Raw genomic sequence first — 14642 nt, 5'->3', positions numbered from 1 at the left:
TGACGGCAGCTGTACTACTGTGGTTCCGCTTGCATTCTGTTGCCCAAACCACGCTTACCGGCACCATCACCGACGCCCAGCGCCAGCCTATTCCGGGGGCGCTGGTGGAAGTGCAGCCCCTCCCCGCCCTCGACGAGTCGGCGGTGGCGGTAACAGATGAGGCCGGCCGCTTCACGGTGCGCCTGGCATTCACCGCCGATTCGGTGCTGCTGAGTGCACGTAGCCTTAGCTTCCAGGAGCAGACGCGGCGGCTGCGCAACCAATCGCAGGCCATTTCCCTGGCGCTACCAGCCAGCACTACCCAGCTCAAGGAAGTCACCATTAAGGCCCCGCCCATCCGGCGCGAGGGCGACACGCTCAGCTACCGCGTGTCGGCGTTTACGGAGCAGAAGGACCGGGTAATTGCCGACGTGCTCAAAAAGCTGCCGGGCGTGGAAGTGGAGGCCGATGGGCGCATTCTGTACGAGGGCCGGCCCATTCAGAAGTTCTACATCAACGGGGCCGATTTGCTGGAGAGCCGCTACAGCCAGGCCAGCAACAACCTGCCCGCCGAGGCCGTGCAGGACGTGCAGGTGCTCAAGCGCCACCAGCCCATTGCGGCCCTGCGGGGGGTGCAGAACACGGAGCAGGCTTCCCTGAACATCAGCCTGAAAAAGAAGGTGACGGCCACCGGGCAGGCCCGCCTGGGGCTGGGCGCGGCCCCGCTGCTCTGGAACGCCAACCTCTCGCCCATGCTGTTTACGCCCCGGCAGCAGCTGCTGGATACCTACCAGACCAACAACACCGGCCAGGACGTAGCCGCTGAGCTGAAGCCCCTGGGCCTCGATGACTTCCAGCGGCTGCGGGAGCCCGGCCTGCGCAAACCCGAGCTGACGGGCATTCAGGGCCTGGGGGCGCCGCCGCTGCCGGCCAGCCGGTGGTTGTTTAACCGGGTGCACCTGCTGAGCGCCAACCATCTGGTGCCCTTCAGCAAAGAGGCCCAGCTGCGCCTCAACGCCTCCTACCTGACGGATGAGCAGACGCGCACCGGCACCACCCGCACCCGCTACACCCTGCCTGATGGTCGCGCCATCACGCTCACGGAGGATAAGCGCAACGAGCTACGCCCCCGCCAGCTCACAATGGACCTGGCCTACATCCGCAACGTGAAGCAGTACTACCTCAAGAACACGCTCAGCCTCGTGCGCAGCTGGGACGAGCAAACCGGCCTGCTCACGCGCGGCCCGGAAGCTGAGCTGCTGCGCCAGCAGGCCCGCAACCCGTTTACCAGCTTCAGCAACCGCCTGGCCCTGGTGCGGCCCGCCGGCGCGGGGCGCATGGTGCAGGTAAACTCCGTCCTGACGCTGGCCGGTAGTCCGCAGCGGCTGCTGGTGGCGCCGGGGCCCCTGCCGGAGGTTCTGGCGGGTGGGCAGCCCTACGCCCAAGCCAGGCAGGAAGCCCGGCAGCACACGCTCTACACCAGCAACTCGGCGGCCCTGCTGTGGGGGCGGGCACACTGGCATTACACGGCCACGGCCGGCTTCACACAGGAAATTCAGGGGCTGACTTCGGAGCTGGGCGTATCGTCGGGGACGGAGGGGGCCGAGGCGCCTACCCCCGATACGCTGCGCAACCGCCTCCGCGCCCACCAGGCCCGCTACTACCTGCAGCCGGCGCTGGAATACAAAACCGCCCGGTGGCATCTGGAGGCCGAAGCCCCTCTGAGCTACCGCACCTTCCGGGCTACCGACGCTCCGCTGGCCGCCGCCCAGCACCGCCGCTGGCTCGCGCTGGAGCCCCAGATTTCGGGGCGCTACGAGCTGAGCGGGCTGTGGAACGCCCGGGCCGGCGCCGAACTGACCAACCAGCCCGGCAGCCCGGAGCAGCTGTACTACGGCTATCTGCTGCGCGACTACCGCACCCTGCAGCGCAACGCGGCCCCGCTCACCCAGGAGCGGGTTATCAGCTCGCGCCTGGGGCTGTACTACGAAAACCCCTTGACCTCGTGGTTTTACCAGGCCACCTACAGCTTCAGCAGCAGCACCCGCAACCAGCTGCTGCGCAGCCTGGTGCGCCCCGATGGCACCCTGACTACCGTGGCCGTGGCCCGGCGCGCTACGGCGCCCCGGCATACCCTGGCGGCCCAGGCCAGCAAATTCATCAGCCCCTGGAAAACCACCCTGACGCTACAGCTCAGCGGCTCGGCCAGCCAGCAGCCCCTGCTCCTGAACGCTACCCCAGCTACCACCCGCAACCAGTCGGGTACGGTGCGGCTGCGGGCCAATGCGGCGGCTTTCAGCTGGGGGAGTCTGGAATACGCGGGGCTGCTGACGGCACTGCGGAGCCGGGTGGACGCGGCCGCCCAGCCCACCACGCGCCTGCAGGAGCACCGCGCCAGCCTGGCTCTTTACCCTACCGAGCGTCACCAGTTGCTCTTCGCCACCGAATACTACCAGAACGCGGGCACCGGTGCCACCGTCCGCACGTTTTTTGCCGATGCCAGCTACCGCTACACCCTGCCCACGGCCCGCAAGCTCGATGTGGAGGTAAGGGCCAGTAATCTGCTCAACAGCCGGGCTTATCAGTATGCCTTTGTGTACGACTTCGTGCTGGTGCAGAACGAGTATGCGCTGCGGCCGCGGCAGCTGCTGGTTTCGGCGCGGGCTTCTTTTTAGGCTGTGTGAAAAGGGAAGAAACAACGGTCATTCCGAGCTGATCGAGAAATCCTGCGTGCCGACGCTGCCAAAGTAGCTTTCCTGTCGAGCTTGCCGAGACATTTTGCGTGCTTTTCCAGAACCTTGTGCTTGAGCTGGCATGACAGTTACCCTGGCAACGGCGGCACGCAAGATGCGTTGGCTACGCCTCTGCATGACGTTCTAGAGCGGCTCACTCTCTTTAGACCAAAGAAGAAACCGGGCGCAGACCCGATACAGGGCCTACCTCCTTCCGTGAGGCGCAACCTTTACCCCAGAACCTAAGACAGTTGCCAGGGCGGGGTGCAGTTTTGTGGCGTCAGGACTTGCCGGAACGGGTTTTCGGTTAGCTTTACAGCCTCATCCCTTCGTTCACACCCAATTCCTCACCCAATGAAAGTTACCGTAGTTGGAGCCGGCAACGTGGGCGCAACCTGCGCCGATGTATTGGCCACCCGCGAAATTGCCAACGAAATTGTTCTGGTTGACATTAAGGAAGGCTTCGCCGAAGGCAAGGCCCTCGACATCTGGCAGAAAGCCCCCATCATCGGCTACGATTCCCGCACCGTAGGCGTAACCGGCGACTACGCCCGCACCGCTGATTCGGATGTAGTAGTAATTACCTCGGGCCTGCCCCGCAAGCCCGGCATGAGCCGCGACGACCTGATTTCGACCAACGCCGGTATCGTGAAAACGGTAACCGAGCAGGTAGTAAAATACTCGCCCAACGCCATCATCATTGTGGTGAGCAACCCCCTGGACGTGATGACCTACCAGGCCCACCTCACCTCGGGGCTGCCCCGCGAGAAGGTGTTTGGCATGGCCGGCATTCTGGACACGGCCCGCTACCGCGCCTTCCTGGCCGAAGCCCTCAACGTAAGCCCCAAAGACATTCAGGCGGTGCTCATGGGCGGCCACGGCGACACGATGGTGCCCCTGCCCCGCTACACCACGGTCGGCGGCATCCCCGTAACCGAGCTCATCGGCAAAGAGGAGCTGGACGCCATTGTGCAGCGCACGGCCGTGGGCGGTGGCGAGCTGGTGAAACTGATGGGTACTTCGGCTTGGTATGCGCCCGGCGCCGCCGCCGCCCAGATGGTCGAAGCCATTGTGCGCGACCAGCGCCGCGTATTCCCGGTGTGCATTGAGTTGCAGGGCGAGTACGGCATCAACGGTGTGTACCTGGGCGCTCCGGTTATCCTGGGCCGCAACGGTATTGAAAAAGTAATTGAGCTGCAGCTGAACGACGAGGAAAAAGCCCTGCTGGAAACCTCACGTGGCCACGTAAAAGAGGTGATGGACGCCCTCGATAACATGAGCAAGGCATCAGCCTAAAAAGCCCAAGCCTACGCGCAGGCTCCTGCCGAATAAAAGAAGCCCGCTGAGCAATCAGCGGGCTTTTTCTTTGAGGTTCAGGGCCAGGACGGGGGTAGCACTTACCGCTGGCTGGCGCGGAACAGCTTCTGCTTTTCATCTTTAGACAGGCTTTCGTAGCCGGAGCGCGAAATCTTGTCCAGAATCACATCAATTTCATCTTGCTCGGGCTTGGCTACTACTCCTTTTTTGGGCGCAGCAGCGGCCGGCGCTGGCGAGGCGCCACCCCGGGTTACGCGCAGGTTGGGACGGCCCGTCACGAGGCGGGTAAACCAGTCGCCGATGGCCTGCACGGGGCGGCCCAGGTCGCGGCCGGCCTGCAGCTGTTTAATGAAGACGTAACCCAGAATAGCCCCCCCAATGTGGGCCAGCCCACCGCCCTCGTTGCCTTGGTTGATGGCAATAAACGACAGTAGAATCACGACGGCCGCAATGTACTTAATGCGCACGGGCCCCAGCAGGAAAAGCATAAACGTGTACTCCGGCAGCAAAGTGGCCGCCGCCATAATAACGGCCGTAACGGCTGCCGAGGCGCCCAGCAACGACACGCCCCCGGGCCGGTCCAGAGCCGGAATCAGGTTGAAGGCCAGCAGAAATACCACCGCCCCAGCCAAGGCCCCCAGAATATACAGGCTCACGAGGCGCCGGTCGCCGAGGTACTCCCGAATCAAGGCACCAAACCAGTACAGGTTCAGCAGGTTAAAGAGAATGTGCAGAAAGGTTTCGTGGGTAAAGGCATAAGTCAGCACCGTCCAGGGGTGGCGCAGCAACGACACCAGATCGGAGGGCAGCTGCAGTTGCCGCACTACGTTGGGGTAGTAAGCCGCGTACGTGCCGCTCAGCTTCATTACGGTTTCTATCAGTACCAACGCCACAAACACCAGCCCATTCAGCAGCAACAGCTGAATCAGGGCGTTGTCGCGGCGGCTGAAGGCGGTACGGATATCATTGAAAACGCTCATGGGTGGGCAGGGTTAAAGCCGGGCCGGGGGGTAGGAAAGGAAGCGGCACCGGGCGGTAATTTCTACAATTTTCGGGCAAGCGCCGCGCCCGCGCGCCAGGCCTGCCACTTAGTACAGGCGGGTGCGGTTGCGCTGCCAGAACAGCAACACCACCAGCCCCACCAGCATTCCGCCCAAGTGAGCAAAGTGCGCCACATTGTCGCCGGGCACGCGGTGCACCCCGAAGTAGAACTCGTAGAGGCCGTAGAGCACTACGAAATATTTGGCCTTAATGGGAATGGGCAGCGGAAAAACCATCAGCTCCGTGTTCGGGAAGAAGAAGGCAAAGGCCAGCATAATCCCAAACAGCGCCCCCGAAGCGCCCACCATAGGGCTCGCCAAGCTTTGCTGGTACACTTCCCGCAAGGTGGTGACTACCCCTTGAATCAGGCGCTGGTCGTCGGGGGTTTGGTGCAGCTGCCGGATAACGGGCTGGAAGGCCGCCGCGTTTTCCGACACATTGTGGTCCACAAAATCCTGCAGGTGCAAATCGGTAGGCTCTTGCTGAAACACCTCTATGTCGTGCTGCATGCGGCGCAGCTCGTAGGTGCGCAATCCATTGTAAAGAATGCCGGCTCCCAGGCCGCAAATCAGCCAGTACGTCAGGAAGCGTTTGGCGCCCCAGCGCTGCTCCAGCAGCGGGCCCAGGGAAATCAGGCCCAGCATGTTGGAGAAAATGTGCCCGATATTGGCGTGCATGAACATGTAGGTCGCGAACTGCCAGGGCTTGAACTGCGGATTATCGAGGGGGTAGAGCGCCAGAAAATTGAGGCCGCCGAGCTGCAAACTCAGAAAGAACACCGCTACGTTGGCGATGAGCAGGTTGCGGACCATGGGAGTAAACTGAAACATGAATCGCTGATTGACGCTGATTGAGGTGATTTCGCTGATTTTTCGTGCTTACGTGAATCCCGCCGAATGCGCCGACGGCTTCGGCTGCCGTGCCAGAGCTGCAAAGCGGCCCAAGTCCCCGCGACTTTCGCTGCTTACGGTTTCATGACCTTCGCCTCTGACTTCTGCCCATAAAAATCAGCGTCAATCAGCGGTTGAAGAGGGCCTGCACCTGCCCCAGCTCCAGCAGCACAATGGTACGGCGGCCGTCGGGGGTGTAGTTGGGCACCTGGCAGGCAAAGAGCTTGTCCACGAGGGTAGTCATTTCCAGCTCCGAGAGGCGGGCCCCGGCAGCTGTGGTAGCTACGCGCCGGGCCAATACCCGCGCCATCTGCTCGCGGCGGTCCAGCTTTATCGGGCCGGCGGTATTCCGGAACTGCTCAATCAGGCCCTCTAGCAGCTCCTTTTCGTCGCGGGCCGGCACATCGGCCGGAATGCCTTCCACGGCAATGGTGTTCTTCCCGAAATCAGTGAACCGGAACCCCAGGGCCCGCAACGGCTCCTCTACCTCCCGCAGAATGGCAAAGTCCTGGGGCGTGAAGGTGATGGTGCGCGGAAACAGCAGGGTTTGGGAGGCGCTGGTTTCGCGCTCCAGGCTTTGGGCGTACTGCTCAAACAGAATCCGCTCCCGGGCCGCCACCTGGTCAATCAGCATCACCCCCGATTTCACGGGTACCAGCAGATACTGCTGGTGCAGCTGCAGCACCTTGTTGCCGGGTCCCGTGGACGACTCACGCAGGGGTAGCTCCGGGGTGGCCGGGGCGGTACTAGGCGCTTCCTCTACCGGCGGGGGGCTGGCAAAGGCCGCCGCCACGGGCGGGGCAACGGCCGCTGGCTCTGGCACTACAGGCTCGGTCCCGGCCGGCGGCTCCGGTGCGGGCGGGCGGGGCACAGCTAAGCCAGCGGCAGAGGGCACGGGCACGCCTACGGCGGTGGCTTCGTGCTCCACATCCGGCACGCTAATCTGACTCAGGCTCTTGTAGAAATTTTCCAGCTCCCGCTTGGCCTGCTCGGTGGGCCGGGGCGGCAGCTGGCGCTCATACGCGTCCGGGCGGCCGGGCTTCTCGCGCGAGGGGCTGGTGCTGCCCGCCGCCTGCGCCGCCGCCGAGGCCAGGGCATCGGGTTGGAAGTCGTCGGCGAAGGGGTTTTTCTCGTTGCCCGAAAGGCGCAGGGGCTGAATGGCCGCGAAGTTTACGTTACCGTCGAAATCCAGGGACGGGGCCATGTTGTGCAGGCCCAGGCTCTGCTTGATGGCCGAGCGTACAATGGCGTACACCGTCTTCTCGTCCTCGAATTTGATTTCGGTTTTGGTGGGGTGCACGTTGATGTCGATGGCTTTAGGGTCGAGCTCCAGAAACAGCACGTAGAAGGGGTGCGTGTCCTTGGGTAGCAGGCCCTCATAGGCGGTCAGCACGGCGTGGTTAAGGTAGGCCGAGCGGATAAAGCGGTTATTGACAAAGAAGAACTGGTCGCCCCGGCTTTTCTTTGCCGACTCCGGCTTGCCGATAAACCCTTTCACCGTCAGGAAGGGGGTAACCTCTTCCACCTGCGCCAGCTGCTCCTTGTAGCCATTGCCCAGCAAGCTCACAATGCGCTGACTGAGCTTGCCGGCTGGCAGGTTAAACACCTCCAAATCGTTCTGAAACAGCGAGAAGCTGATGTGGGGGTTGGCCAAGGCTACGTGCTGGAACTCGTCCAGGATGTGGCGCATCTCCACCGCATTGCTTTTGAGGAAGTTGCGGCGGGCCGGCACGTTGAAGAACAGGTTCTTGACGCTGATGCTGGTGCCATCGGGGCAGGCTACGGGCTGCTGGCTGCTGATCTGGGAGCCCTCCACCAGCAGCAAAGAGCCCGTGTCCTGGTCGCGCTGCTTGGTCCGGATTTCCACCTGGGCCACGGCGGCAATGGAGGCCAGCGCTTCGCCCCGGAACCCCAGGGTGCGGATGCGGAACAGGTCGTCGGTAGTGCGGATTTTAGAGGTGGCGTGGCGCTCCAGGCTCATGCGCGCGTCGGTGGGGCTCATGCCCTGTCCGTTGTCCACGACCTGCACCAACTGTTTACCGGCTTCCTTTACAATAAGCTGCACCTGGGTAGCGCCGGCATCTACGGCATTTTCCAGCAATTCTTTCACCACGGAAGCCGGGCGCTGCACTACCTCGCCAGCGGCAATCTGGTTGGCTAGATACTCGGGGAGAAGCTGAATAATATCGGCCATATACGCTTAAAATCAGAAGAAAAAACGCCCCGCTGCCGGGGCCCGCCGCGGGGGCTATCCGCCTGATAACAACCGGCGTCGGGAAATTATCCGTAAGTTTGCGGCCAACTTTTGTGTGCGCGACGTGAGACGGTTTTGCTTGCTCATGCGTTGGAAGAGGCAGACGGCAAGAAGAGGAAGGCCCACAGGTGAGGCCCGCCACTCCACCGAAAGCACCTTCCGGCACCCTTTTTGGAAAGGCAAAAGTAGGGCTTTTCAGCTCGTCGTTCATCTTTCATCCCCCTTCAGCACAGACCACCGGAGCCGATGCTCAAAGACTTTCGGATTGGAATCTTCCTGCTAGTACTGGCCGTCACGGGTCTGCTTATCTCCTGGTCGGCCCCGCGCGAAGAAGGCGGGCGGCCCATGTCGGTGGCGGAGCAGAACTGGGTCGACAGCGTTTTTACCTCGCTTACCCCCGACCAGCGGCTGGGCCAGCTGTTTATGGTGGCTGCCTACTCCAACAAGGACCGCAAGCACGCCCAGTACACGGAGTTCCTGATTAAGAATTATAACATCGGGGGCCTGATGTTTCTGCAGGGCGGCCCCCGCCGGCAGGCCAACCTCACCAACCGCTACCAGGCCGCCGCCAAAGTGCCCCTGCTGGTAGCCATGGACGCGGAGTGGGGCCTGGATATGCGCCTGGATTCCAGCATGCACTTCGCCAAAGGCATGACCCTGGGCGCCATGGACGACGACCAGTACGTGTACCAAATGGGCCGCGAAATTGCCCTGAAGATGAAGACGCTGGGCGTGCACGTGAGCTTCTCGCCGGTTATCGACGTCAATTCCAACCCCAGCAACCCGGTTATCGGCAACCGCTCTTTTGGCGAAAACAAGGAGCAGGTGGCCAAGCGCGGCATCAGCTACATCCGGGGCCTGCAGGACCACGGCGTGATGGCCGTGGTGAAGCACTTCCCCGGCCACGGCGACACCGACGTGGACTCGCACGTAGCCCTGCCCGTCATTAACTCCGACATGGCCCGGCTCACGAACGTGGACCTGTATCCGTTCCAGAAGTCGTTTGAGCAGGGCGTGATGGGCGTGATGGTGGGCCACCTGTACATGCCCCTGTTCGATACGGTCCGGACGCTGTCGGCTACCATCTCCAAAAACCTGGTAACCGGCCTGCTGAAGGAGAAAATGAACTACCGCGGCCTCGTGTTCACGGATGCGCTGAACATGAAGAGCGTCTCGACCCTCTACAAGCCGGGCGAGCTGGATGCGCTGGCCCTGGCCGCCGGCAACGACGTGCTGCTGTTTTCGGAGGACGTGCCCATGGCCCTTCAGAAAATCAAGGAGTTTATTGCCGAGGGCAAAGTTGACCAGGCCGACATTGATCAGCGGGTGCGCAAGGTGCTACGGGCCAAGTACTGGGCCGGCCTCAACCGCTACCAGCCCGTGGACGTGCCCAACCTGATGCAGAACCTGAACCGGCCCCTGAGCCGCATGGTGCAGCAGCAGATTTATGAGCACGCTACCACGGTAGTCAAGAACGAGGACGACCTCCTCCCCTTCCTGCGCCTCGATACCCTGCGGATTGCGGCCGTTACCATCGGCTCGGATGCGCCCACCTACAAGGAAATCATGGGCAAGTACCAGAACGGACCGGTGTACGCCGTGCCGAACCGCTACGCCGTCGATTCGACGTTTGCCCGCATTGCCGGCCGCCTCGCGCCCTACAACGTGGTGGTGGTGAGCCTGCACAATATGAACAACACGCCCACTCATAACTACGGGATTGGGGAAGGGGCGCTGAAGTTCCTGAAAGACTTGCAAGCCAACCCACGCATCAAAACGGTGGTAGTGGCGTTCGGCAACGCGTACTCCCTGAAATACCTGGAGGGCAACCGCAATTTGGTGTGCGGCTACGAGGACAATTACGCTTCGCAGCTGGTGGTGCCGCAGGTGCTGTTTGGGGCCCTGCCGGCCAAGGGGCGCCTACCCGTCACGGTTTCCGAAAACCTAAAGGCTGGCACCGGCCTGCCTACCCCCGACTTCCGGCGCCTGCGCTACGGCACGCCCGAAGAAGCGGGCCTCGACTCGCGCATTCTTTCCCAGATCGATAACGTGGCGCTGGAAGCCGTAGCCTACGCTGCCGCGCCTGGCTGCCAGGTACTGGTGGCCAAGGACGGCATGGTGGTGTTCGACAAAAGCTACGGCTACTGCACCTACGACAAGTCGCAGCCCGTCAACAACAGTACCCTCTACGACCTGGCCTCGGTCACGAAGGTAGCAGGCACCCTGCAGGCCATTATGTACCTCAAGGACCAGGGCAAGCTCAACCTCGATGAGCGGGTAGCCACCTACCTGCCCGAGCTGAAATCGACCAATAAAAAGGACATGACGGTGCGCGAGGTGCTCATGCACCAAGCGGGCCTCAAGCCCGGCATCCCGACCTGGGAAAAGACTGTTACCAAAGCCGGCCCCAAGCCTACCTTCTACGCCAGCACCGAATCGCCGCAGTTTTCGCGGGAGGTAACGCCCGAGCTGTACAGCCTCAGCACTTCTGATGATTCCGTTTGGACCTGGGTGCAACGTTCCGGCCTGCTGCCCAAGGTGAAGGGCAAGTACCCGGTGGAATACTCCGACCTGAGCTTTATCATTCTGAAGCGGGTAGCCGAGAAAGTGCTGAAAGAGCCCATTGACGGCTTCCTGCAGCGCACGTTCTACCAGCCCCTGGGCCTGGGCACCATGACCTACAACCCGCTCAGCAAATTCCCGAAGTCGTGCATAGCGCCCACGGAGAATGATACCTACTACCGCCGCACCCTGCTGCAAGGCACCGTGCACGACCAGACGGCGGCCATGATTGGGGGGGTAGGCGGCCACGCCGGCCTGTTCTCCAACGCCAACGACCTGGCCGTGCTTATGCAGATGAACCTGCAGAACGGCCGCTACGGCGGGCAGCGCTACTTCCAGACGCCGGTAGTCACGGAGTTTGCCCGCAGCACCGAAGCCGGCAACCGCCGCGGCCTGGGCTGGGACAAAGGCGACCCGAGCAAGCCCGAAGGCCCTACCAGCAACCTTTCGCCGGCCAGCACCTTCGGCCACACCGGCTTCACGGGCACCTGCGTCTGGATGGACCCCGAAAACAAAATCCTCTACATCTTTCTTTCTAACCGCGTGTACCCCGATGCGGGCAATAACAAGCTGCGCCAGTACAACATCCGGACCCGCATTCACGACGTGATATATAAGTCGCTGCAGAAAACCTAGCGTTACTTGATCTTGCGGGCAGCTAGCTCAACGTGCAGATAGGCTTGCCCACCCATATCAACCTGGTCTGTGTTCACCGTTTGGTATTCAGCAGCCTGTATCAGGAGAGGCCGGTTTTGCGATTTACCGCCGGGCCCTGAACTGCCAATCCAGTATAGACGAAAAAAGCCTTTTTCATCCGTTGCAGCCGTTTTGATGTTGCACACAGCTTCCCGGTAGTCACCATACCGTATTTGAACTACGGCCCCAGCGATGGGCTTACGTGTGCTGCTGTCCACCAGCCGGCCTACCAGACTGGAAGCGGTAGTATCATAGTAGGCAGTCGTGAACGAGTAGAGTCTGCTGCCGCCTATTGCATAGATTTTAGGCGTGTAAGAAGGCGGAGGACAGGTAGCACATGTTTCTATTCCCAACTCATTCGCCACATCAACATCAAACCAGGCTTGTTGCGCATGCGCTGCCAAGCAGCAGAAACCGGTAGCGGCCAGAGCTACGCATACTTTTTGCAGTAGTCGCATGTAGGAATAAGCAGGTCAGGAATAGAATTAAGAGTAAGGTAATAAATAAGGCTTGCCGCGTAGGCAACCTCCCTACCCCTTCCGGTGCCCTTAGCAGCCCGCGACCTTCGGTCCGGGCTTTTTCTTGCTACCTTTTCGCGCTTTTTCAACATCTGTCGTTCAGGCTGGTTTGGCAAAGCAAAAGCTCACTCCCCTGCTCCCCGCTCCCATGAACATCGGCATTGTTTGTTACCCTACTTTCGGCGGCTCGGGCGTCGTGGCCACTGAACTTGGCAAGGCCCTGGCCCTGAAGGGGCACCGCGTGCACTTTATCACCTACAGCCAGCCGGTCCGCCTCGATTTCTTTAACGAGAACCTGTTCTACCACGAGGTCTATATTCCGCCCTACCCCCTATTCCAGTTCCCTCCCTACGAGCTGGCGCTGGCCTCGAAAATGGTGGACATTGTGCAGAACGAAAAGCTGGACGTGCTGCACGTGCACTACGCCATTCCGCACGCCTCGGCGGCCTACATGGCCAAGCAGATTCTGCTCACCCGGGGCATCCGGATTCCGGTGGTAACTACCCTGCACGGCACCGACATTACGCTGGTGGGCAAGGATGCCAGCTACGAGCCGGTGGTAACGTTCAGCATCAACCAGTCGGACGGGGTCACGGCCGTGTCGGCGGATCTGCGGCGCGAAACATACGAGTACTTCGCCGTGGAAAAGGACATTGAGGTAATTCCGAACTTTATCAATCTGGAGCGCTTTCAGAAGCTGAACAAGGGCCATTTCCGCACGGCCATTGCCCCGGAAGGCGAAAAGCTGCTGGTGCACACCTCCAACTTCCGCTCCGTGAAGCGCATCGATGACGTGGTAAAGATATTTGCCGGCGTGCGGGCCCAGATTCCGGCCAAGCTCCTGCTGGTCGGCGACGGCCCCGACCGACCCCGCATTGAAAAGCTCTGCCGCGAAGTGGGCTACTGCAACGACATCCGGTTCCTGGGCAAGCTCGAAGCCGTGGAAGAAGTGCTCAGCGTAGCCGACCTGTTCCTGATGCCCTCCGAAAAGGAAAGCTTTGGCCTGGCTGCCCTGGAAGCCATGGCCTGCGAAGTGCCCGTTATCAGCTCCGACGCCGGCGGCATTCCGGAGCTCAACGAGCACGGGGTAACCGGCATGGTCAGCCACATCGGCGACGTGGAGGACATGGTACAAAACTCGCTGTACGTGCTTCAAGAGGAAAACCTACCCCGCTTCAAGGCCGCCGCCCGCGCCCACGCCGAAACCTTCGCGGTGGAGAAGATTGTGCCGCTGTACGAGGCCTGCTACCAGCGCGCTATTGATGCCACGTTGGTGCTCGGGTGAAGAGCGGCAGTGTGCCAGGGCGAGCAGCGCGACGCCATCCGTCCTGACCAGCGTGCTACCCCCTGAAATGGGACAAGCCCTTGACGTATGGTAGCGTCAAGGGCTTGTCACGTTATTGGGCTGGTCACAAAAGAGAGGAAGGATGGCGTCGTCGTGCCTCCTCGCCATGACACACTGCCGCTCTTCACTTAAAAATTAAAACATAGCTACGGCTTCGCGCTTTACGGCGAGCAGGGCCGTGGCCGTGGGGTCGAACTGGTTGGTCATGAGGCCCTCCAGGATGTGGCGCGCCAACTCCGGGCCGCGGGCTTCCTGAGGATTGGGCAGGGCCTGATAGTGAGTGCTGATAAGGTTTACCACGCTTTCCTGGGCCTGCTTTACGGCGGCCCAGGTTTCGGGCTGCATGTAGAGCTGCTGACTGAGGTTATGCTCCATCTCGGCCCGGATTTCCTGCAGCAGCAGGCGGTGGTAATCCGTAGCCGAAAGGCCGGCGCTGCTCACGCGCACCAGTAGGTTGTTGGGCGTGATGCGCTCCAGCAGCATGGTTACGCGCTCCAGGGCCTGCAGGCGCAGGGGCAGGGTGGTTTTGCTGGCTTCGAGGCGCATTTCGACCAGGCGGCGCTGCTGCTCCTTTTCCAGGAATTGCTGAAACAGAAAGTAAATGGCACCCGCCACAAGGAGGGCCGGCAGAATAATCTTGAGCAGATCGAAGAGGTAGGCGGTAGAATCCATGCGGAAAGGGTTGGGCCGGACAGAGGAGGTAGGGCGCCGGGGATGCCGGCGCCGAAACGAGGAATGAGCGGATCAGTAAGCGGAAATGGCAGCTGCCGGAGGTCCGCAAATATAGTGTGAACCGCCAGCCGCTACCCGCTGTTATACCTTCAATCGGAGCTTGAGTTTCGAGCAGGTCCCGCGTCCGGGGTTCGGATGCCTCAGGTGACTGCCGCGAGCTTCGTATATTTGTCGCCTTACTTCCCTAACGACGAACTCACTATGGCAACGGCCGTCTCCACGAAACTTGCTCCCATCAGCCTCACTCCGCGCGCACTGGAAGAGGTTCGGAATATTCTGATTGAGAAAAACGTGCCCGCCGAATACGGGCTGCGCGTTGGCGTGCAGGGCGGGGGCTGCTCGGGCATGAGCTACCTGCTCGGCTTCGACAAAGCGAAGGAGCAGGACGAAACCTTCGACCTCGACGGCGTGCTGCTCATCATGGATAAGAAACACGCCATGTACGTGCTGGGCATGGAAGTTGACTTCCAGGATGGCCTGAATGCCCGCGGCTTTGTATTCAACAACCCCCAGGCCAAAAGCACCTGCGGCTGCGGCTCCTCGTTTTCAGCCTAGCTTTTTTTGCTACCCAGGTGG

The 14642-nt window shown here is 61.3% G+C and carries 10 protein-coding genes; 5 read left to right on the top strand and 5 right to left on the bottom strand.

The window, feature by feature from the left end:
* Positions 1-29: 29 nt before the first annotated feature.
* Both GGU46_RS06330 and mdh read left to right on the top strand, forming a co-directional pair.
* Positions 30-2654: a TonB-dependent receptor gene (locus GGU46_RS06330; RefSeq protein WP_183402724.1), complete on the top strand. Its 2625-nt coding sequence runs from the start codon at positions 30-32 to the stop codon at positions 2652-2654.
* Positions 2655-3065: 411 nt separating this feature from the next.
* A complete protein-coding gene (gene mdh, locus GGU46_RS06325) occupies positions 3066-4007 on the top strand; it encodes a malate dehydrogenase (RefSeq protein ID WP_183402723.1) in 942 nt (313 codons plus the stop codon).
* Between the two features lie 101 nt (positions 4008-4108).
* On the opposite strand, the gene GGU46_RS06320 is transcribed toward mdh, so the two are convergent.
* The 3 genes from GGU46_RS06320 to mutL form a co-directional block, all read right to left on the bottom strand.
* Positions 4109-5008 (bottom strand): rhomboid family intramembrane serine protease, encoded by a 900-nt coding sequence (locus GGU46_RS06320; RefSeq protein ID WP_183402722.1) that lies wholly within the window; start codon positions 5006-5008, stop codon positions 4109-4111.
* A gap of 108 nt (positions 5009-5116) precedes the next feature.
* On the bottom strand, positions 5117-5899 hold the full coding sequence (locus tag GGU46_RS06315) for a rhomboid family intramembrane serine protease (protein ID WP_183402721.1): 783 nt from the start codon (positions 5897-5899) through the stop codon (positions 5117-5119).
* A gap of 187 nt (positions 5900-6086) precedes the next feature.
* Positions 6087-8153, bottom strand: a complete 2067-nt coding sequence (gene mutL / locus GGU46_RS06310) for a DNA mismatch repair endonuclease MutL (protein ID WP_183402720.1) — start codon at positions 8151-8153, stop codon at positions 6087-6089.
* Positions 8154-8459: 306 nt separating this feature from the next.
* Here mutL and GGU46_RS06305 point away from each other — a divergent pair, with 306 nt between their 5' ends.
* Positions 8460-11411, top strand: a complete 2952-nt coding sequence (locus GGU46_RS06305) for a glycoside hydrolase family 3 N-terminal domain-containing protein (protein WP_183402719.1) — start codon at positions 8460-8462, stop codon at positions 11409-11411.
* Positions 11412-11413: 2 nt separating this feature from the next.
* On the opposite strand, the gene GGU46_RS06300 is transcribed toward GGU46_RS06305, so the two are convergent.
* Positions 11414-11929, bottom strand: a complete 516-nt coding sequence (locus GGU46_RS06300; protein WP_183402718.1) for a carboxypeptidase-like regulatory domain-containing protein — start codon at positions 11927-11929, stop codon at positions 11414-11416.
* Between the two features lie 208 nt (positions 11930-12137).
* On the opposite strand from GGU46_RS06300, the gene bshA reads away from it, so the two are divergent.
* The gene (gene bshA / locus GGU46_RS06295; RefSeq protein ID WP_183402717.1) at positions 12138-13274 is read left to right on the top strand and encodes an N-acetyl-alpha-D-glucosaminyl L-malate synthase BshA; all 1137 of its coding nucleotides are present in this window, start codon (positions 12138-12140) and stop codon (positions 13272-13274) included.
* Between the two features lie 195 nt (positions 13275-13469).
* Here bshA and GGU46_RS06290 read toward each other — a convergent pair whose 3' ends face one another.
* Positions 13470-14006 carry a DUF7935 family protein gene (locus GGU46_RS06290; RefSeq protein WP_183402716.1) on the bottom strand — a complete coding sequence of 179 codons (537 nt, stop codon included), beginning with the start codon at positions 14004-14006 and terminating at the stop codon, positions 13470-13472.
* Between the two features lie 261 nt (positions 14007-14267).
* On the opposite strand from GGU46_RS06290, the gene GGU46_RS06285 reads away from it, so the two are divergent.
* Positions 14268-14621, top strand: a complete 354-nt coding sequence (locus GGU46_RS06285) for a HesB/IscA family protein (protein WP_045687449.1) — start codon at positions 14268-14270, stop codon at positions 14619-14621.
* Positions 14622-14642: the final 21 nt, after the last annotated feature.

This window comes from Hymenobacter latericoloratus, assembly GCF_014199535.1.
GTDB lineage: Bacteria > Bacteroidota > Bacteroidia > Cytophagales > Hymenobacteraceae > Hymenobacter > Hymenobacter latericoloratus.
This window is presented reverse-complemented; position numbering and strand designations above follow the sequence as displayed.